Origin of the sequence: Pseudolysinimonas kribbensis, assembly GCF_030161895.1 — a bacterium.
Classification (GTDB): Bacteria; Actinomycetota; Actinomycetes; order Actinomycetales; family Microbacteriaceae; genus Pseudolysinimonas; species Pseudolysinimonas kribbensis.
The window spans coordinates 2,061,218-2,080,397 of the sequence record NZ_BSVB01000001.1 but is presented as its reverse complement, the minus strand read 5'-3'; the positions used below and the strand labels follow the sequence as shown (position 1 = coordinate 2,080,397).

Below are 19,180 nucleotides of genomic sequence, written 5' to 3'. Positions count from 1 at the left end.
GCCATCACATCCGGAACAGGCCGAAGCGGCGCTCGGGCAGCGGCGTGCGCGAGCAGACCTCGAGGGCCATGCCGAGCACCCGGCGGGTGTCGAGGGGGTCCAGGATGCCGTCGTCCCACAGCCGCGCCGTCGCGTAATAGGGGTCGCCGGCCTTCTCGTACGCGGCGCGGATCGGCTCGCGGAACGCCGCCTCGTCCTCGGCGCTCCACTGCTCGCCGCGCGCCTCGAGCTGGTCGCGCTTGACGGTCGCGAGCACCGAGGCGGCCTGCGGGCCGCCCATGACCGAGATGCGGCTCGCCGGCCAGGTCCAGAGGAAGCGCGGCGAGTACGCGCGGCCGCACATCGAGTAGTTGCCGGCCCCGAAGGAGCCGCCGACGATGACCGTCAGCTTCGGCACGCGCGTGGTCGCGACGGCGGTGACCATCTTCGCGCCGTCCTTGGCGATGCCGCCGGCCTCGGCATCCCGGCCCACCATGAAGCCGGAGATGTTCTGCAGGAACAGCAGCGGGATGCCGCGCTGGTCGCACAGCTCGATGAAGTGCGCGCCCTTCAGCGACGACTCGCGCAGCAGCACGCCCTGGTTGGCGAGGATGCCGACCGGATGCCCGTGGATGTGCGCGAACCCGGTCACGAGGGTCGTGCCGTACTCCGCCTTGAACTCCTGGAACGCGGAGCCGTCGACGAGGCGGGCGATGATCTCGCGGGGGTCGGACGGCTGCTGCACATCGACGGGCACCGCCGCGTACAGGCCCTCCGGGTCGACGACCGGGTCGATCGACTCGAGCACCTGCCAGGCCGGCGCCGGATCGGGCGGCAGGGTCGCGACGATGCTCCGGACGATCTCGAGGGCGTGCTCGTCGTCCTCCGCGAGGTGGTCGGTCACCCCGGAGACGCGCGAGTGCAGCTCGCCGCCGCCGAGCTCCTCGGCGGTCACGATCTCGCCGATCGCGGCCTTCACGAGCGGCGGGCCGCCGAGGAAGATCGTGCCCTGGTTGCGCACGATGACCGTCTCGTCGCTCATCGCCGGCACGTAGGCGCCGCCGGCGGTCGACGATCCCAGCACCGCCGCGATCTGCGGGATGCGCTCCGCCGACAGCCGCGACTGGTTGTAGAAGATGCGGCCGAAGTGGTCGCGGTCGGGGAAGACCTCGTCCTGCATCGGCAGGAACGCGCCGCCGGAGTCGACGAGGTAGAGGCAGGGCAGCCGGTTCTCGAGGGCGACCTCCTGGGCGCGCAGGTGCTTCTTGACCGTCATCGGGTAGTAGGTGCCGCCCTTGACCGTCGCGTCGTTGGCGACGATCATCGCGAGCCGCCCGGAGACGACGCCGATGCCCGCGACCACGCCGGCGCCCGGGGTGTCGTCGTCGTAGAGCTCGTGCGCGGCGAGCGGTGCGAGCTCCAGGAACGGGCTGCCCTCGTCGAGCAGCCGGTCCACGCGGTCGCGCGGCAGGAGCTTGCCGCGCGCGACGTGCCGCTCGCGCGAGCTCGCCGGCCCGCCGAGCGCCGCGGTCGCGAGACGCTCGCGCAGCTCACCGGCGAGCGCCCGCTGGGCCGCATCGTTCGCGGCCGGGCCCGCGGCGGCAGGGTCGACGGAGGTCGTCAGGACGGTCATGCGCGATCTTCTCAGTTCCGCGCGAACGCGAGGGCGGGGTCGGCGAGCAGCTCGCCGACGTCGTGCAGGAACCGCGCGGCCCGCTCGCCGTCGACCACCCGGTGGTCGAACGAGAGGCTCAGCGTGCACACCTGGCGCAGCGCGACGTCGCCGTCGTGCTCCCACGGCCGGCGCTGCACCGCACCGACCGCGAGGATCCCGGTCTCGCCCGGGTTCAGGATCGGCGTGCCGCCCTCGACGCCGAAGACGCCGATATTGGTGACCGTGAAGGTGCCGCCCTGGAACCGCGCCGGCTCGGTCCGGCCCGACCGCGCCGTCTCGGTGAGCCCGCCGAGCGCCGCTGCGAGGTCGAGCAGGCCGAGGGGGCCGGCATCCGGGATGTTGGGCACGACCAGCCCGCGCTCGGTCGCGACCGCGATCCCGAGGTTCACGCGCGCGTACTCGACGATCTGCCCGGTGGCGTCGTCCCACGAGCTGTTGAGCTCCGGATGCCGGCGCAGCGCGAGGCACACCGCGCGGGCGACGGCGGCGAGCACGGTGATCCGGATGCCGGCCGCGTCGCGGCTCGCCCCCACCCGTTCCAGGAGCTCCATGGTGGGGGTGACGTCGATGGTGGTCCAGACGCTCGCGTGCGGTGCCGTGAACGCGCTGCGCACCATCGCCTCGGCGGTGCGCTTGCGCACCCCGTGCACCGGGATGCGCTTGTCCTCGGGGCCGCCCTCGCGGGTCGAGGAGCCCGCTTCCGGCGGGCGGATCGCGACCCCACCCGCCGCTGCCGCCTCGACGTCCTCCCGCGTCACGAGCCCGTCGGGCCCATGGCCGGTGACGTGCTCGATGTCCACCCCGAGTCGTGCCGCGAGTTGCCGCACGGGCGGTGTCGACGCCACGCGCTCGTGCGCGTCGCGGTGCTCCGGAGCCGGTGCCGGCGTCTCGATGCGCGGGCGGCGGCGGGGGTGGTCGCCGGACTCCGGGGCGGCGCCGTAGCCCACGAGGGTCGCTTCGCGCTGCTCCGGTGCGGGCGCGACCGGCTCACCCACCGAGTCGGCCAGCTCGAACGTCACCAGCGGCTGCCCCACGCTCACGGTCGTGCCCGGCTCGGCGTGCAGCCGCGCGACGATGCCGGTCACCGGCGAGGGCAGCTCGACGAGCGCCTTCGCCGTCTCGACCTCGGCGATCACCTGGTTCAGCTCGACCGGGTCGCCCTCGGCGATGCGCCAGCTCACGATCTCCGACTCGGTCAGGCCCTCCCCGAGGTCGGGCAGCACGAACTCCCGCGTCGTCATCGCACCGGCTCCGGCGTGCGCACCGCGAGGGACTCGGTGGCTGGCGCGGGCTCGGCGGACACCGGCGACGCCGCGACCCGGCCGAGCACGCGATCCACCCCGTCGAGCACGCGGTCGAGGTCGGGCAGGTGGTGCTTCTCGAGCTTGGCGACCGGGTACGGGATGTCGTGGCCCGTCACGCGCACCGGCGCGGCCTCCAGGAAGGGGAAGCACCGCTCCGTCAGCGTCGCCGCGATCTCCGCGCCGAACCCGCCGTGCCGCGCGGCCTCGTGCACGACCACGAGCCGGCCGGTGCGGCGCACCGACGCCTCCACGCTCTCCCAGTCGACCGGCGACAGCGAGCGCAGGTCGATGACCTCGATGCTGACGCCCTCGTCGCCGGCTGCGGCAGCGGCATCCAGGCACACGCCCGTCATCGCGCCGTAGGTGACGACGGTCACGTCCGTGCCCTCGGCGACGACGCGCGCCCGGTCGAGCGGCAGCGCCGTGCGCAGGTCGACCCGCTCGTCGACCTCGGCCTTGACGTGGTAGCGGCGCTTGGGCTCGAAGAACACCACGGGGTCGTCGCAGGCGATCGCCTGGCGCAGCATGACCGCGCCGTCCTGCGGGGTCGACGCGACGACCGTGCGGATGCCGGCGGTGTGCGCGAAGTACGCCTCGGGCGACTCCGAGTGGTGCTCGGCCGCGCCGATCCCGCCGCCGACCGGGATCCGCATCGTGATCGGCAGCGTCACCGCGCCGCCGGTGCGGTAATGCATCTTCGCCAGCTGCGACACGATCTGGTCGAACGCGGGGTAGACGAACCCGTCGAACTGGATCTCGACCACCGGGCGGAACCCGTGCATCGCCAGCCCGACCGCCGTGCCGAGGATGCCGGCCTCCGCGAGCGGGGTGTCGATCACCCGGCGCGGGCCGAACTCGGCCTGCAGTCCGTCGGTCACCCGGAAGACGCCGCCGTTCACCCCGATGTCCTCACCGAGGAGCACGACGCGGTCGTCCTCGGCGAGCGCGCGGTGCAGGGCCGAGCGCAGCGCGCCGCCGAACGTGAGTCGGGTCATCGATCCACCTCCACGAATCCGTTCGCGTCCGCGAAACCGGCCAGGTACCGCTGGTACTCGGCGCGCTCCCGCTCGATGGTCCGGTTGGGCTCGGCGTAGACGTGGTCGAAGACGGCGAGCGGCTCCGGGTCGGCGAGGGCGACGCATCCGGCGCGCAGCTCGGCCGCCGCCGCGTCGGCCGCCGCCGCGACCTCCCGCTCAGCCTCGTCGTCGAGCACGCCCTCCGAGCGCAGCAGCGCCGCCAGCCGGTCGATCGGGTCGCGCTCCGCCCACGCCGCGACTTCCTCCGCCGTGCGGTAGCGGGTGGGGTCGTCGGCGGTGGTGTGCGGACCCATCCGGTACGTCACGGCCTCGATGAGCGTCGGGCCGCCGCCGGTGTGCGCCCGCTCGAGCGCCTCGCGGGTGACCGCGTAGACGGCGAGCGCGTCGTTGCCGTCGACCCGCACCGACGGGATGCCGAAGCCCAGACCGCGGTCCGCGAGCTCGCCCGGCGCCTGCAGCGTCACGGGCTCGGAGATGGCCCACTGGTTGTTCTGGCAGAAGAAGATCACCGGCAGACGGAACGACGCGGCGAACACCATCGCCTCCGCGACATCGCCCTCGCTCATCGCGCCGTCGCCGAGGTAGGCGACCGCGGCATCCGGATGCTGCTCGCCGCGCTCGATCGTCTCGCCGAGCGCCCAGCCCACCGCGTGCAGCGTGTGCGCGCCGATGATGACCTGCTGGGTGGCGAGCCGGATCTCGTGCGGGTTCCACCCCGTGCCCGCGACGCCGCGCCAGACCTTGACGAGGTCGGCGCCGCGCACGCCGCGGTGCAGCGCGAGGCCGTGCTCGCGGTAGCTCGTGAAGACGAAGTCGCCGGGGGTGAGCGCACGGGCCGACGCGAGCTGCGCGGCCTCCTGGCCGCGCACCGGCGGCCACAGCCCGAGCTCGCCCTGACGCTGCAGGGCGGTGGCCTCGTCATCGATGCGGCGCAGGATCCGCATCTCGCGGTACAGGTCGAGCAACGCGGCGGGGGTGAGCTCCGCCGCGAGCGCGTCGTGCTCGGGGAGGAGCGCCGCACGCCGTCCGGGCTCAGCAGCTGCACGAGACCGCTCTCGTCGATCTCCGCCGGCGTCCTCGCCATCGTCGCCTCCCGCATCGTCGCGTCGCGTCTCCATCGTCGCGCGATGCGCCGATCCGTTCAAGATCGCCACCGCATCCTGAACAGAGTGCGTAGCGTGAGACGCCGCTTGCTTGCTAGCCTGCGCAGTATGCCCGGTCTCGACGCCGTCGACCTCGACCTGCTCACGGCCCTCGCCGACGACCCGCGTGCCTCCTCGTCGCGCTCGCCGAGCGGCTCGGGGTCTCGCGCAACACGGTCTACGCGCGGATGTCGCGACTGGAGGCATCCGGCGCCTTCCTCGCGTTCGACCGGCGCATCGCCCCCGAGGCGCTCGGTTACCCCGTGACGGCGTTCATCACGGTGACGACGCGGCAGAAGGAGCTCGCGCGCATCGTCGCGGCGATGGCCGAGATCCCCGAGGTGCTGCAGGCGCACGGCATGAGCGGATCGAGCGACCTGGTCGCGACGGTCGTGTCGCCCGACATCCACCGGCTGTTCGACGTGGATGCCGCGATCCTCGCGATCGACGGCGTCGAGCGCACCGAGACCTCGCTCTCGATGGGCGAGCTCATCCCGTACCGCGTGCAGCCCCTCGTGGAGCGACGGCGGCGCGCGCTGCGGGGGCGCGCGGAGTGACGGGCGCCGCGCCGCCCAAGTCGGGCAGCGGCGGCCCTTCGTCGATCCCCGCTCGACGAAGGACGGCGCCTGCCCGAGTTTCCGCGGGGAGAGGCGGGTCAGAGCCGCGCCGCGAGGGCGGCGCTCACCCAGCGGGCGTGGAGGTCCCACGGGTCGCGGCCGCCGGCGAGCGCGTCGATGTGGGTGGCGATCAGCGGCGTGAGGCGGAACCACTCCGAGCCCGGATAGCGGTCCCCCGCGAACTGCTCGTGCCGTCGGCGCTCGAGGCGGCGGTCACCGCGCTCGAAGGCCAGCACCTCCTCGTGGCGGATCGCGGCGAAGCGCTGCCGCGGGCTCGCGGTCGTGCCGATCTTCACCCGGTCGGCGAACCGCAGGTAGTAGACGACGTCGACCCGCGGCGGTGCGAGATCGGGGTCGGGCACGTCGCCGGGACGCCACTCGCAGACCGCGCACGCCCATCCGGACGGATACCGGATGCCGACCCGCGCCCCGCACGCCGCGCACGGCGCCGGCAGCAGATCCTCGACCCCGTCGCGCCGGGTCGCCCACGCGCCGGCCTCGGCGAGGTGCGGCGTGCACAGCGGGAGCGGGGCGTCCGGCTCGGACGTCGCACGGCATCCGGGGATCGCGCATCGCATCGCGCCAGTGTCGCCTCCGCCCCCGACGCCGCGGCCCCCGACGCCGCGGCCCGCGACCACCCGCCCCGCTACCCCGTGGTGCTGCCGTAGGCGGCGAGGAACCGGTCGCGGAAGGCGTCCATCCGCCAGAGCGGGGCCGCGGCGGTCGGGAGCAGGCCGTCCTGCCAGTGCCAGCCCGCGACATCCCGCAGCACGGCCGGGTCCTTCGCGATGATGCTGACCGGCACCACGTGGTTCGCGCCCGCCCCGCTGACGATCGTCGCGGGCTGATGGTCGCCGAGGGCGACGACGACGAGGTTCGGGTCGTCGACGTTCCTCAGGAACGAGAACAGCGACCCCAGCGAGTACTGCACGGACTGCCCGTAGTACTGCCGCACGAGGGCCGGGTCCCGCCAGACGACGCTCGACGGCTGGCTCTGCGCGGGCTGCGGCGCGTAGATCGTGCCGTCGCCGATCTGCGACCACGGCACGAGCTGCGGCAGCGGTGCCCACGGCGTGTGCGACGAGACGAGGTCGATCTCGGCCATCACCGGGGTGTGCGGGCCGGTCAGCTGGTGGTCGGCGAAGTACTTGAGCGTGTACTGGTCCGGGACGCGGGCGTAGCCGAACGAGGGCCCCGCGTAGCCGACGTTGCCGTCGTCGTAGGCGGTGCCGTAGTGATAGAACGACGAGGCGTACGACCACGGGTGCGTGTCGGAGGGCACGTCGCTCACGGTGTTCCAGCCGGCGCCGCGGAACGCGTCGCTCAGGGTGAGGCGCTTCGTGCGGATGATCTTGTCGTACAGGGACTGCGAGTCGACCCACAGGCCGGTCTGCAGCGTGGAGTGGGCCAGCCAGCTCACGCCGCCGAAGGTGGGCGAGGTCAGCCACGCGCTCTGCGCGTGATATCCTCGGCGGCGAGCTGGGTCTCGCCGCCGCGCAACGTGCGGTCGACCCCGCCCGAGAAGCTCGTGTCCTGCACCGCGACCTGGCCGTAGCTCTCGACGAAGGCGAAGATCACGTCCTTGCCCTTCAGGCGCGTCAGCAGATCGGATGCCGGCGCCGCCGCGTACGGATCGTCCCGCACGCGCTCCGCCAGGTCGGCCTGCGCCCGCGCGGTGTCGCCGGCCCGCCCGGCGGCCGACGCGATCGTGTCGACGGATGCCGCGGCCGCCGCCGGCTCGCCGGCGACGAGCTGCGATCCGGCGAGCGCGCCGACCACCCACACCGCGGTCACGGTCGTCGCGACCGCGGTGCCGCGGACGAGGTGGCGCCGGATCGCGGCGTCCGTGCGCAGCGCCGCCCACGCGAGCACGACGACGAGCGCGAGCGCGGCGAAGGCGGCGAGGACCGCGAGCAGCGCCGCGGGCACGACGCCGATCGAATCCGCGACGACCCCGAACGCATCGCCGAGCTGCCGCCACTCGCTCGGATCGAAGTGCGTGTCGAGGATCGACTCGTACCCGGTGTCGATGCCGGCCAGCAGGAGCGCCGCCACCACCACCATCCCGTAGACGACGGCGACCGACCGGCGCACCGCGCGCCACGGCAGCAGCGCGAGCAGCAGCACGACGACGAGCGACTCGACCGGGATGCGCACGAGGGCGGCCGGCGACCCGGTCGCGAGCACGCCGGGGGCCAGCGGCGCGGCGACCAGCAGGGCGACGGCGAGGACCGTGGCCGCGCCCGGGGCGCGCCTCACCGAGCGCCCAGCGTCGCGAGCTGGCGCGGCTGCGCGCGGAGGACCGGGGCCGGCCGCCCGAACCGCTCCGACAGGGCGTAGCGCAGCAGCACGACGTCGCCGACCTGCCGCGTCTCGGCCAGTGGTGCGCGCCGCGCGGCCGTCCACGGGAACGCGCCCGGCCCGACCACGCGCGGGGCGCGCGACTCCCCCACGAAGAACGGCGCGATCACGAGCTGCAGCTCGTCGACGAGGTCGTCGGCGAGGAACTGCGTCAGCAGCTGCCCACCGCCCTCGACCATGAGGCGCCGGATGCCGCGGTCGGCCAGGTCGTCGAGCACCGCGGCCATGGTGACGCGCTCCCCGAGGCCGACGACGGTGGCGGCCCCGGCGATCCGGGATCGCAGCCGGCGCGCGCGGGCGACCGGCGCGTAGACGTAGCGGTCGACGTCACCGGCCGTGAAGAACGCCGCGTCGCGGGGCAGGTCGCCGCTCGAGGTGACGGTGACCTTCGCGGGGCCGGCGGGCATGCCGGCCTCGACGCGGCGCATCCGGCGCTCGGCGCTGCGCACGAGCAGGCGCGGGTTGTCGCGGCGCAGCGTCGAGGCGCCGACCATGATCGCGTCGTGGCCGGCGCGCACCTCGTCGACCCGGTCGAAGTCGGCGGCGTTCGACATCGCGAGGCGCCGCGGCGGGTCGCCGTCGAGGTAGCCGTCGATCGACATCGCGCAGCTCAGGGTGACGTAGGGGCGCTCGGTCATGCGGGAATCTCCTGCGGGACGGGGACGGGACGGCGGGTGGGGGCGCGGGATGCGGCGATCCGGTCCGCGACGAGCACGATCGCGCCCGGGGCGAGCGCGATCATCGTCAGCACGCCGAACGCGGCGGAGGCGGCGAGACCGGCGCCGGATCCGAGGCCGACGAGGGCGAACGCGGATGCGGACGCCGCCTCCCGCGGCCCCCACCCGCCCAGGTTCACGGGCACGGATCCCGCCGAGAGCGCGACGAGGGCGAGCACGATCAGCTCCGCGGCGACGCCGCGACCCCGGTGGCGAGACACGCGATGACGAAGGCCGCCGCGTGGCACGCGACGACGATCGCCGACGACGCGACGACCGCGAGCACGCGTCCGGGGGGCGGCGACGCGGCGCAGGTCGGCGAGCTCGCGGCGGGCGAGACGCCGGCCGCGCGGGGTGGCCGCGACGATGCCGAGCGCCGCGGCGGCGGCGAGCACGATCACGGCGGCGAGCGCCAGGGTGCCCGGGAGGACCGCCGACGCACCGAGCACGGTCAGCACGGCGACAACGAGCACGAGTTGGGCCAGCTGCCCGGCGATGCGCTCGGTCGCGACGGCCCGCGCCGCGGCGACCGGCTGCGCAGCGCCGCGGCCGTGCCGGTAGGCACGGTGCACGTCGCCGAGCACGCCGCCCGGCAGCACGGTGTTGAGGAACTGCGAGCGGTAGTAGGCGGCGACCGCCGCGGGCCACGTGAGCGGGATGCCGAGGGCGCCGGCGACGACGCTCCAGCGCCACGCCGCGGCGGCGGTCGCGGCGGCGGCGAGCAGCACCGCACCCAGGATCGGGACGGGCGTGAGGCTCGCGATGCCGCGCAGGAAGGGGCCGGCGCCGACGGCCGCGACGGTGGCGGCGACCACCGCGGCGCCCATCGCGGGCACGAGGAGGCGCCGCACGAGCGGCGGCGTCAGGCGGGCCATGCGAGCAGATCCTCGTGATGGACGTCGACCCGCAGCGCCCCGGCGGCGAGCTGGGCGAGGCGACGGGCGCGATACGGGATGGCGGCGGCGGACAGCTCCGGGCGCTGCTCCACGGCGGCGACGATCCAGCCGTCGAGCCACGCCTCGACGAGCGCGGCGTCGGCCGGTCCGAGTCGCCACGGGGTGCGCTCGGCGCGGGTGGGCCATCCGGCGTCGGCGAACAAGCGCGCGATGGTGGGGCCGGCGTCGGGTCCGAGCAGCCGGCGTCCGGCGGCGATCCGGCGCTGGTGCTCGTCGAACGCGGCCTCGAGCTCTGCATCGAGCGGATGGACCGGATGGAGGTCGATGCGGCCGGTGACGCTCAGGCTGAACAGCGCGGGCGCCCGGGACGCGACGCACGCCGCGACGATCCGGCGCGCCTCATCGGCGGTCACGACGTCGAGCAGCGCGGAGGCGGTGACGAGCGCCGCGCCCGCGATCGCCGCCGGGTCGAGCTCCGCGAGCGGCTCGACGCTCGTGCGCACGGTGACCGGCCGACCGTCGGCGTCACGGGCGAACCCGCTGCCGACGTGGGCCAGGATGCCCGGGTCGCCGTCGTGCAGCACCCAGGTCTGCGGGCCGGGCAGCCGCGGCGCGAGCCAGCGCATCATCGCCCCCGTGCCGCTGCCGAGGTCGTGCACCTCGAGCGGACCGGCGGGGAGCAGCCGCGCCGCCCGGGCGGCGAGCGCGGCGGAGCGTGCGGCGTCGTCGGCCGGTCCGCGGAGGGCGAGCCAGTCCGGCGTGACGAGCGAGATGGCGCTCATGCGGCCACCAGGGCCTCGTCGACGCGCGCGACCGTGTCGGCCCAGCGCGGTGCGAGGGCGCGGGCCCGCAGCGCCTCGATGCGCAGTCGCGCGCGCAGGGCGGGGTCGGTCATCCAGCGCCGGAGGGCGTCGGCCAGCGCGTCCGCGTCGCCGGGCGGCACCAGGATGGCGCCCCCGCCGGCGACCGCCTCGGGGATGCCGCCCGCCTCGGTCGCGATCACGGGCATCCCGCGTCGGCGCGCGTCGACGATCGCCATGCCGAAGCTCTCCGCGCGGGAGGGCGCCACGAGCACGCCCACGCGGCGGTGCGCCCGGTCGAGGTCGCCGCCGTCGAGCACGCCGGGCAGCCGGACGCGCTGCCCGAACGGCTCGGCCGCCACCGCGACCCGCGCGGCGAAGGCGGGATCGGTTGCGCGCGAGCCCGCGAGCGTGAGCGTCCAGTCACCGTCCACCTGCGCGAGCGCGTCGAGCAGCACGTCCTGGCCCTTGTGCGGCGCGAGCACGCCGACGCACAGCAGGTCGCGGTGACCGACCGGACCGACCGCCGGCGGGCGCTCGTGACTGCCCGGCACGGCGACGATGACCCGCGAGCGCTCGACGAACCCGCGGCGCACGAGCTCCGCGGCGGTCCAGCGGCTCGTCGCGATGACTCCGGCGGCGGCCCGGAACGTCCGGCGCTCGGCCTCCACGGCGTCGGCCGTCGCGCCCGGGAACGCCGACGCCACCATGTGGGCCAGCACGACCGGATGCCCGCGCCGCGCCGCCGACTCGACCGCGGCGGGCGCCCATCCGGCCACGAGCCCGTCGACGAGCGCCACCCCGCCGCTCGGCAGCCCGTCGAGCGCCTCCGCGACCTGCTCCGCCTCCGCGGCCTCGGCCGTGCGCACCGCCCACCCGTGCCGGCCGAGCCCGTCGCGCACCTCCCGGTCGTACACGTTGCCCCCGCTCACCCGCGCCGGATCGTCGAGCCCCGCCGGCACGACGAATCGCAGCGCGCGCGCCGCGCCGGGCACGCTCACAGCGCCACCTCGTAGGAGGCCCACGCCACGTGCGACTCGTGCAGCGTGACCGCGATCCCCGTGAGCTCGGCCGGGGCGAAGTCGCCGGATCGCGCCCGGTCGGCCAGCCGATCGCCAAGCAGCTGGCAGAGCCGCTCGGTCGTCGTATTGATGCCGGCGAGGTCCGGTTCCTCATCCAGGTTGCGATACGACAGGGATGCCACCAGCTCCCCCAGCGCCCGCGTCGCCCGCCCGATGTCGACCACGATCCCGTCCGCGTCGAGCCGCTCCGCGCGGAAGGTCGCGTCGACGACGTAGGTCGCGCCGTGCAGCCGCTGCGCCGGACCGAACACCGCGCCGCGCAGGCTGTGGGCGATCATCAGGTGATCGCGCACGGTCACCGAGAATCCCGGCGTCACGGCGCTCATGCGGCACTCCAGTCGATCGTGTGGCAGAGGCCCGTGTCGGTGCCCGCGGCGAGCGCCGCCGCGACGTCCGGCAGGGCGGTGTACGGCGACGGGCCGCTCAGCAGCACGTCGAACGCCGGGTCGGCGAGCAGCTCGAGGGCGAGCGCGAGCCGCTGCCGCATCGTCCGGCGCTCCCGACGGGCGGACGCGACCGCGCCGACCTGGCTGGAGCGCAGCGTGAGCCGGCGGGAGTGGAAGTCGGCGCCCAGCTCGAGCGGCACCGGCCGGCTGCCGAACCAGCTCGCGACGACGACGTCGCTGTCGGTCGCCGCGAGCCGGAGCGCGAGCGCGAGCCCCGCGGGGGAGGCGCTGGCCTCGATCACGATGTCGCGGTCGGGGGTGGCGTCATCGGGGAGGCGAAGGCCGCGCCGAGGGCGGCGGCCATCGGCGCCTTGGCCCGGTCGACATCCACGAGCTCCACCTCGACGCCCGGGATGCCGGCCGCGAGCCGCGCGATGGAGCAGCCGATCATGCCCGCGCCGACCACCGTCACGCGGTCGCCCAGTCGCGGGGCGGCATCCCAGAGCACGTTCACGGCGGTCTCGACCGCGCCCGCGAGCACCGCGCGGCGGGCCGGAACGCCCGCCGGGACGGGCGTCACCGCGTCGGCCGGCAGCACCGAGCGGGACTGGTGCGGCGCGAGCGAGAAGACGGTGCGGCCGTCGAGCGGCCCGCCCTCCACGACGCCGACGGTGAGGTAGCCGTACTTCACGGGGAACGGGAACGCGCCCTCCTGGAACGGCGCCCGCATCCGGTCGCGCTCCGACGCCGGCACCTCGCCGCGCAGCACGAGGGTCTCGGTGCCGCGGCTGATGCCGGTCCACAGGGTGCGCACGAGCACCTCGCCGGCGCCCGGATCGCGCAGCGGCTCGGCGCGCAGTTCGCCCGTGCCGGGTCCGGTCGTCCACCACGCGACCCGCTCGGATCGCTCGCGCGAGTGAACCCTGCGCACCCCCGCACTCGTATCCACCGTGAACGCCATAACGGATACACGGAGGCGCCATGGCCCGGGTTCACCTCGCCCCCTGGGGATGGGTGCTGGGCGGGGGCGCGGCGCTCGCCGGCACCGACCTCGCCGCCGGCCTGTCACCGCTCGGCTGGGCGGCGGGCGCCCTCTGGCTGCTCGGCTCGACGACGCTCCTCACGATCGGCCTGGTGCGGCGCCGGATGCGCCGGTTCGGCCCGGCCAACGCGGTCACGGCCACGCGCTCGGCGCTCGTCGCCGTCGTCACGGCGCTGACGGCCACGTCGTTCACGCAGCCGATCCCGACCGCACTGCTCGTCGGCGTGACCGTCCCGGCGCTCGCGCTCGACGCGGTCGACGGGTGGATGGCGCGGCGCACGGGCACGGCCAGCGAGCTCGGCGCGCGCTTCGACATGGAGGTGGACGCGTTCCTGCTGCTCGTGCTGAGCGCGTTCGTCGCGCCGACGGTCGGCGGGTGGGCGCTCGCGATCGGCCTCCTGCGCTACGCGTTCGTCGCGGCCGGGTGGGCGCTGCCCTGGATGCGGGCGACGCTGCCTTTCCGCTACTGGCGCAAGGTCGTGACGGCCGTGTGCGGGATCGCGCTCACCCTCGCCGCGACCGGCCTGCTGCCGCCGGTGACCGACGCGGTCGTCGTCGGCGTCGCGCTCGCGCTGCTGGTCGAGTCGTTCGGCCGGGATGCCGGGTGGCTGATCCGGCGCCGTTCGACATCTCCGGCGAGCCCGCCTACGGTACCGGGATGGACACCGCCTCGATGATCCTGGGTGCCGCCCTCGCCTCCGTCGGCTGGATCGCCTGGACCGTGTGGTCCCGGTCCCGGAGGCCCGAGCAGGGTCGCGACTCCTCCGAGTAGGACCGGGCTACCAGCCGATCGAGAAGCCGCCGTCGCTCTTGATGAGCTGACCGGTCGTCCAGGCGCCCGCTGCCGCGCAGACCGATGCTCCCACAGCGTTCAGCGGGTCGCGAAGCCGCGGATCGCCTCGAGAACGCAGAGCGCGACGAGGCGCACGGTGCGGCCGTCGGGGGTGTCGAGGGTCGCATCCACCTCGGTCAGGTCGATCGAGACGACGCCCGGGTGCGCACCGGCGGCGCGCGCGGCGGCCCGCAGCTCGAGCGCCGAGATGCCGCCGGGCACCGACGCGGGGCACGCGGGCGCCACGGCGCGGTCGCACACGTCGACGTCCAGGTCGACGTGGATGGCGGTCCCGTCCGCGGCGACCGCGTCGAGCGCCGCGGTCATCGCGTCGCCGAGCGGTGTCGTCAGGAGCGCCGAGCGTTCGACGACGGTGATGCCGGCCTCGTCCGCTCGGGCGCGGTAGGCCGCGGAGTTGGCGAGCGGCTCGATCCCGAGCTGCGCGATCCGGCGACCCGGGATGCCGTGCTCGAGCACCTGCCGCACCGGCGACCCGTTCGACACCCCGTCGCGCAGGTCGTGGTGGGCGTCGACGGTCACGAGGGCGCCGGTCCCGCGGCCGAGCGCGACGGGGACCGCGGCCGCGTTGTCGCCGCCGAGCGCGATCACCAGCCGGGCGTCGAGCGCGGCGACGGCCGCCGTCGCGTCGGCGAGGGAGGAATCGGGGTCGACGAGGTCGCCCGCGTCGACGATCGTCAGCCCGGTCTCGACCGAGTACCGGCGAAGGGCGTCGCGCACGGCGGCGGGGGTGGTGTGGCATCCCCCGGGGTGATCGAGGTCGACCAGGTCGGAACGCCGACGATCGCGACATCGGCCCTCTCGCCCGGGGTCGGCGCGGGCCAGTCGCCGGCGCGCGGCCAGAGCGGGTCGTGATGCAGTTCAGACAACGCGCGCCCCTTCCGCCACACCGCCCGGGTGAGCGGCACGCCCGGCCGGTAGGCGAGGTGCGACACCGACGGTGCGTCGAGCAGCTGGAGGTCGGCCGGGCCGCCGACGACGAGGGTGCCGGTGTCGTCGCTGAGACGGAGCGCCCGGGCGCCGCCGCGGGTGGCCGCCCGCAGCGCCTCGTCGAGGGTCAGGCGCAGCTGCAGCACGGCGGTGGCGACGCAGAACGGCATCGAGGTCGTGTACGACGAACCGGGGTTGCAGTTGCTGGCGAGGGCGACGGTCGCGCCCGCGTCGATCAGCTCGCGCGCGGGCGGGAACGCCTCCCGGGTCGAGAGGTCGGTCGCCGGCAGCAGGGTCGCCACGGTGTCCGAGCCGGCGAGCGCGTCGATGTCGGCGAGCGAGAGGTGATTGCAGTGGTCGACGCTCGCGGCGCCGAGCTCGATTGCGAGCGCGACCCCGCCGGACTCGCCGAGCTGGTTGCCGTGCACGCGCAGGCCGAGCCCGCGGCGCGGCCGGCCGCCAGTACCTCGCGCGACTGGTCGACATCGAAGGCGCCCGTCTCGCAGAACACGTCGATGAAGCGCACCCACGGACGCACGGCCTCCAGCATCGGGCCGGTCACGAGGTCGACGTAGGCGCGCGGGTCGATGCCGGCGGGCACGACGTGGGCGCCCAGGAACGTCACGACGTCGGCGACCTCCGCCGCGAGCTCAGCGCTGCGACGCTCGGTCTCGACGTCGAGCCCGTACCCGGTCTTGGTCTCGAGGAACGTCGTGCCCTGGCGCTGCGCCTCGGCGCGCAGCCGGCGCAGGTTCGCCCGCAGGTCGTCGTCGCTCGCGGCGCGGGTGGCCGTCACCGTGGCCCCGATGCCGCCCGCGGAATACGCCCGCCCCGCCATCCGCTCCTCGAACTCCGCGGAGCGGTCGCCCGCGAACACCAGGTGCGAGTGCGAGTCGACCCAGCCGGGCAGCACCGCGCCCCCGGCCGCGTCGAACCTGCGGTCGGCGGCCGGCGCCGATGCCGCCGCGCCGATCCACGCGATCCGGTCCCCGTCGATCACGAGGGCCGCGTCGCGTCGACGCTCCTCCCCGTCGGCGAGCGTCGTCAGCTCGCCGATGCCGGTGATCAGCTCGGATGCCATGTGCGCGCCGCCCCGGGGCGTCCTCAGTCGCCCTCGAGCATGGGCACCCGCAGCCCGCGCTCCCGCGCGACCTCGGCCGCGTGCTCGTATCCGGCATCCACGTGGCGCATGACGCCCGTGCCCGGGTCGTTGGTCAGCACCCGCTCGAGCTTCTGCGCCGCGAGCTCGGTGCCGTCGGCGACGATGACCTGACCGGCGTGGATGCTGCGCCCGATCCCGACGCCGCCGCCGTGATGGATCGACACCCAGGTCGCGCCCGACGCCGTGTTGAGCATCGCGTTCAGCAACGGCCAGTCGGCGATCGCATCGGACCCGTCCTTCATGTCCTCGGTCTCGCGGTACGGCGAGGCCACCGAGCCCGCGTCGAGGTGGTCACGCCCGATCACGATGGGCGCCGACACGCGGCCCGACGCGACGAGCTCGTTGAACTTCAGGCCCGCGAGGTGGCGCTCGCGATAGCCGAGCCAGCAGATGCGGGCCGGCAGTCCCTCGAACTGCACCTTCTCCTGCGCCTGCGTGATCCAGCGCCGCAGCGCCGCATCCTCCGGGAACAGCTCGAGCACCGCCTTGTCGGTCTCGAGGATGTCGGCCGGGTCGCCCGAGAGCGCCACCCACCGGAACGGCCCCTTGCCCTCCTCGAACAGCGGCCGGATGTAGGCGGGCACGAAGCCGGGGAAGGCGAACGCGTCGGCGCAACCGCCGAGCCGCGCCCCGGCGCGCAACGAGTTGCCGTAGTCGAATACCTCGGCGCCGCGCCGGGAGAAGCCCACCATCGCCTCGACGTGGCGTGCCATGGATTCGTACGCGCGGGACGTGAAGCCGTCCGGGTCGGCGGCCGCGGCATCCCGCCAGTCGGCGACCTCGATGCCCTCCGGCAGGTAGCTGAGCGGATCGTGCGCGCTCGTCTGGTCGGTCACGATGTCGACCGGCGCCTCGCGCCGCAGCAGCTCCGGCAGCACCGCCGCGGTGTTGCCCACGACGCCGATCGACAGCGCCCGCCTCTCGGCGACCGCGGCCGCCGCGCGGGCGAGCGCGTCGTCGAGGTCGGTCGCCAGCTCGTCGAGGTAGCCGTGGTCGATGCGGCGCCGCAGCCGGGTCTCGTCGACGTCGATCACGATGACGACGCCGCCGTTCATGGTGACGGCGAGCGGCTGCGCGCCGCCCATGCCGCCGCACCCTCCGGTCACCGTGAGGCTCCCCGCGAGGGTGCCGCCGAAGCGCTTCTCGGCGATCGCGGCGAAGCACTCGTACGTGCCCTGCAGGATGCCCTGGGTGCCGATGTAGATCCACGAGCCGGCCGTCATCTGGCCGTACATCGTGAGGCCGAGGCCCTCGAGCCGGCGGAACTCGGGCCAGGTCGCCCAGTCGGGCACGAGGTTGGAGTTGGCGATGAGCACCCGCGGCGCCCACTCGTGGGTGCGGAAGACCCCGACCGGCTTGCCCGACTGCACGAGCAGGGTCTCGTCGGCCTGGAGGGTGCGCAGCGTGCGCACGATCGCGTCGAACGCGTCCCAGCTGCGCGCGGCGCGGCCGGTGCCCCCATAGACGACGAGGTCGTCGGGACGTTCGGCGACCTCGGGATCGAGGTTGTTCATGAGCATCCGCAGCGCGGCCTCGGTCTGCCAGCTGCGGGCGGTGAGCTCCGCGCCCCGCGGGGCGCGGACGGGTCGGGCGGCGGCCGTCATGCGTCCTCCTGGTCGGTCGGGACGGGGGTGGATGCCGCGAGCGGCATGAGCACGGGAGCGAGCGCCTCGCTCCCCACCAGCTCCACGACCGCCGCGATCTCGGGCGCGAGGAACCGGTCGGGCCCGGGCCCCGGCACGGCCGCGCGGAGGAGCTCGCGCAGGCGCGCGATCCCCGCGCTCGAGGTCAGCGGCGCCCGGAGGTCGAGCGCACGCGCCGCGGTGAGCAGCTCGATCGCGATCACCTGCCGCAGCCCGTCGACGGCACGACGCAGCTTCCGCGCCGCCGACCACCCCATCGACACGTGGTCCTCCTGCATCGCCGAGGTCGGGATCGAGTCCACCGACGCCGGCACCGCCAGGCGCTTGAGATCGGAGACCAGCGACGCCGCCGTGTACTGCGCGATCATGAGGCCCGAGTCGACGCCGGGGTCATCGGCGAGGAACGGCGGGAGGCCGCCGCTGCGGGCGGGGTCGAGCATCCGGTCGACGCGCCGCTCCGACATCGAGGCGACGTCGGCCGCGGCGATCGCGAGGAAGTCGAGCACGTACCCGATCGGCGCGCCGTGGAAGTTGCCGTTCGACTCCAGCCGGCCGTCGAGGGTGACGACGGGGTTGTCGATCGCCGAGCCCAGCTCGATGCTCGCGACCCGCTCGGCATGGTCCACGGTGTCGCGGGCGGCGCCGTGCACCTGCGGGGCGCATCGCAGCGAGTACGCGTCCTGCACCCGCGGATCGTCGGGACCGGCGTGGCTCGCGACGATCGGCGATCCGGCGAGCAGGGTGCGGATGAGCGTCGCCGAGCGCGCCTGCCCCGGATGCGGCCGCAGCGCCTGCAGGTCGGCGGCGAACACGCGGTCGGTGCCGAGCAGTGCCTCGATGCTCATCGCCGCCGCCGCGTCGGCCGCGTCGAGCAGCGCGCGCAGGTCGTGGATCGCGAGGCAGAGCTGGCCCAGCATCCCGTCGGTGCCGTTGATGAGGGCGAGGCCCTCCTTCTCGACGAGCTCGACCGGCTTCAGGCCGGCCGCGGCGAGGGCGTCGCCGCCGGGGATGCGCGTGCCGTCGGGCGCGACGGCCTCGCCCTCGCCGGTCGCGACCAGCGCGATGTGCGCGAGGGCGCGAGATCGCCGGAGCAGCCGAGCGACCCGTTCTCGTGCACCGCCGGCACGACGTCCGCGTCGAGCATGCCGGCGTAGAGCCGCACGACCTCCGGTCGCACACCGGTGCGCGCCGTCGCGAGGGTCTGCAGCCGCAGCAGCATCGTCGCGCGCACCACCTCGCGCTCCACGAGCGGGCCGGCGCCCGCGGCGTGCGAGCGGATGAGCGAGCGCTGCAGAGCCCGGCGGCGCTCCGGCGGGATCGACGTCGACGCGAGCGCCCCGAATCCCGTCGAGACGCCGTAGTGCGGCACGGGGTCGTCGGCGAGGCCGTCGACGATCGCCCGACTGGCCGCGACCCTGTCGAGGACGGCGTCGTCGAGAGTCACGCTCGCACGCCCGCGAGCGACGCGCACCACGTCCTCCACCGTCAGCGGCACGCCATCCAGCCGCACCCCGTCGTCGGCGTCGTCGTCCATGGCCCTCATTCCAGCCGACCCGCG

General features: G+C 75.1%; 17 protein-coding genes and 3 pseudogenes. 2 read left to right on the top strand and 18 right to left on the bottom strand.

The genetic code is table 11. From position 1 onward, the window contains the following. Window positions 1–4 precede the first annotated feature (4 nt). The 4 genes from QQK35_RS11600 to pdhA are packed head-to-tail and all read right to left on the bottom strand — an operon-like array spanning window position 5 to window position 5,149. The gene (locus QQK35_RS11600; protein WP_284254306.1) at window positions 5–1,612 is read right to left on the bottom strand and encodes a carboxyl transferase domain-containing protein; all 1,608 of its coding nucleotides are present in this window, start codon (window positions 1,610–1,612) and stop codon (window positions 5–7) included. 11 nt (window positions 1,613–1,623) lie between these two features. Further along, on the bottom strand, window positions 1,624–2,895 hold the full coding sequence (locus QQK35_RS11595; RefSeq protein WP_284254305.1) for a dihydrolipoamide acetyltransferase family protein: 1,272 nt from the start codon (window positions 2,893–2,895) through the stop codon (window positions 1,624–1,626). Beyond that, window positions 2,892–3,953, bottom strand: a complete 1,062-nt coding sequence (locus QQK35_RS11590) for an alpha-ketoacid dehydrogenase subunit beta (protein WP_284254304.1) — start codon at window positions 3,951–3,953, stop codon at window positions 2,892–2,894. The genes QQK35_RS11595 and QQK35_RS11590 overlap by 4 nt, the downstream gene beginning before the upstream one ends. Then, the gene (gene pdhA, locus QQK35_RS11585; protein ID WP_284254303.1) at window positions 3,950–5,149 is read right to left on the bottom strand and encodes a pyruvate dehydrogenase (acetyl-transferring) E1 component subunit alpha; all 1,200 of its coding nucleotides are present in this window, start codon (window positions 5,147–5,149) and stop codon (window positions 3,950–3,952) included. The genes QQK35_RS11590 and pdhA overlap by 4 nt, the downstream gene beginning before the upstream one ends. A 57-nt stretch (window positions 5,150–5,206) precedes the next feature. Here pdhA and QQK35_RS11580 point away from each other — a divergent pair. Next, window positions 5,207–5,694, top strand: a pseudogene (locus tag QQK35_RS11580) (Lrp/AsnC family transcriptional regulator). A 98-nt stretch (window positions 5,695–5,792) separates the two neighbouring features. Here QQK35_RS11580 and QQK35_RS11575 read toward each other — a convergent pair. The 10 genes from QQK35_RS11575 to QQK35_RS19785 all read right to left on the bottom strand — a co-directional run bounded on the left by QQK35_RS11575 (window position 5,793) and on the right by QQK35_RS19785 (window position 12,926). Beyond that, a complete protein-coding gene (locus QQK35_RS11575; protein ID WP_284254302.1) occupies window positions 5,793–6,332 on the bottom strand; it encodes a GIY-YIG nuclease family protein in 540 nt (179 codons plus the stop codon). A 68-nt stretch (window positions 6,333–6,400) separates the two neighbouring features. Continuing rightward, complete coding sequence (locus QQK35_RS11570) at window positions 6,401–7,174, bottom strand: alkaline phosphatase family protein (protein WP_284254301.1); 774 nt, start codon at window positions 7,172–7,174, stop codon at window positions 6,401–6,403. Between the two features lie 20 nt (window positions 7,175–7,194). Then, the gene (locus QQK35_RS11565) at window positions 7,195–8,013 is read right to left on the bottom strand and encodes a hypothetical protein (RefSeq protein WP_284254300.1); all 819 of its coding nucleotides are present in this window, start codon (window positions 8,011–8,013) and stop codon (window positions 7,195–7,197) included. Continuing rightward, complete coding sequence (locus QQK35_RS11560) at window positions 8,010–8,753, bottom strand: RibD family protein (RefSeq protein ID WP_284254299.1); 744 nt, start codon at window positions 8,751–8,753, stop codon at window positions 8,010–8,012. The genes QQK35_RS11565 and QQK35_RS11560 overlap by 4 nt, the downstream gene beginning before the upstream one ends. Then, a complete protein-coding gene (locus QQK35_RS11555; protein WP_284254298.1) occupies window positions 8,750–9,706 on the bottom strand; it encodes a lysylphosphatidylglycerol synthase domain-containing protein in 957 nt (318 codons plus the stop codon). Before QQK35_RS11555 ends, QQK35_RS11560 begins: the two co-directional genes overlap by 4 nt. Further along, the gene (locus QQK35_RS11550; protein WP_284254297.1) at window positions 9,694–10,509 is read right to left on the bottom strand and encodes an SAM-dependent methyltransferase; all 816 of its coding nucleotides are present in this window, start codon (window positions 10,507–10,509) and stop codon (window positions 9,694–9,696) included. The genes QQK35_RS11555 and QQK35_RS11550 overlap by 13 nt, the downstream gene beginning before the upstream one ends. Then, window positions 10,506–11,528 (bottom strand): glycosyltransferase family 4 protein, encoded by a 1,023-nt coding sequence (locus QQK35_RS11545; RefSeq protein ID WP_284254296.1) that lies wholly within the window; start codon window positions 11,526–11,528, stop codon window positions 10,506–10,508. The genes QQK35_RS11550 and QQK35_RS11545 overlap by 4 nt, the downstream gene beginning before the upstream one ends. Next, on the bottom strand, window positions 11,525–11,935 hold the full coding sequence (locus tag QQK35_RS11540; protein WP_284254295.1) for a 6-pyruvoyl trahydropterin synthase family protein: 411 nt from the start codon (window positions 11,933–11,935) through the stop codon (window positions 11,525–11,527). Before QQK35_RS11540 ends, QQK35_RS11545 begins: the two co-directional genes overlap by 4 nt. Then, on the bottom strand, window positions 11,932–12,297 hold the full coding sequence (locus QQK35_RS19790) for an MDR/zinc-dependent alcohol dehydrogenase-like family protein (RefSeq protein ID WP_348534932.1): 366 nt from the start codon (window positions 12,295–12,297) through the stop codon (window positions 11,932–11,934). Before QQK35_RS19790 ends, QQK35_RS11540 begins: the two co-directional genes overlap by 4 nt. Further along, entirely contained in the window at window positions 12,294–12,926 is a 633-nt protein-coding gene (locus tag QQK35_RS19785) for an MDR/zinc-dependent alcohol dehydrogenase-like family protein (protein ID WP_348534931.1), read from the bottom strand. The genes QQK35_RS19790 and QQK35_RS19785 overlap by 4 nt, the downstream gene beginning before the upstream one ends. A 50-nt stretch (window positions 12,927–12,976) precedes the next feature. Here QQK35_RS19785 and QQK35_RS11530 point away from each other — a divergent pair, with 50 nt between their 5' ends. Continuing rightward, window positions 12,977–13,714, top strand: coding sequence for a CDP-alcohol phosphatidyltransferase family protein (locus tag QQK35_RS11530; RefSeq protein WP_284254294.1), 738 nt, complete (start codon window positions 12,977–12,979; stop codon window positions 13,712–13,714). A 194-nt stretch (window positions 13,715–13,908) separates the two neighbouring features. Here the strand turns inward: QQK35_RS11530 and QQK35_RS11525 are convergent, their stop codons facing one another. The 4 genes and pseudogenes from QQK35_RS11525 to hutH form a co-directional block, all read right to left on the bottom strand. Beyond that, window positions 13,909–14,607, bottom strand: a complete 699-nt coding sequence (locus QQK35_RS11525) for an arginase family protein (RefSeq protein WP_348534930.1) — start codon at window positions 14,605–14,607, stop codon at window positions 13,909–13,911. Between the two features lie 155 nt (window positions 14,608–14,762). Continuing rightward, window positions 14,763–15,898: pseudogene (hutI, locus tag QQK35_RS11520) on the bottom strand (imidazolonepropionase); the annotation flags it as partial. A gap of 23 nt (window positions 15,899–15,921) precedes the next feature. Beyond that, window positions 15,922–17,583, bottom strand: a complete 1,662-nt coding sequence (gene hutU / locus QQK35_RS11515) for a urocanate hydratase (protein WP_284254293.1) — start codon at window positions 17,581–17,583, stop codon at window positions 15,922–15,924. Further along, window positions 17,580–19,165, bottom strand: a pseudogene (gene hutH, locus QQK35_RS11510) (histidine ammonia-lyase). Before hutH ends, hutU begins: the two are co-directional and overlap by 4 nt. Window positions 19,166–19,180: the final 15 nt, after the last annotated feature.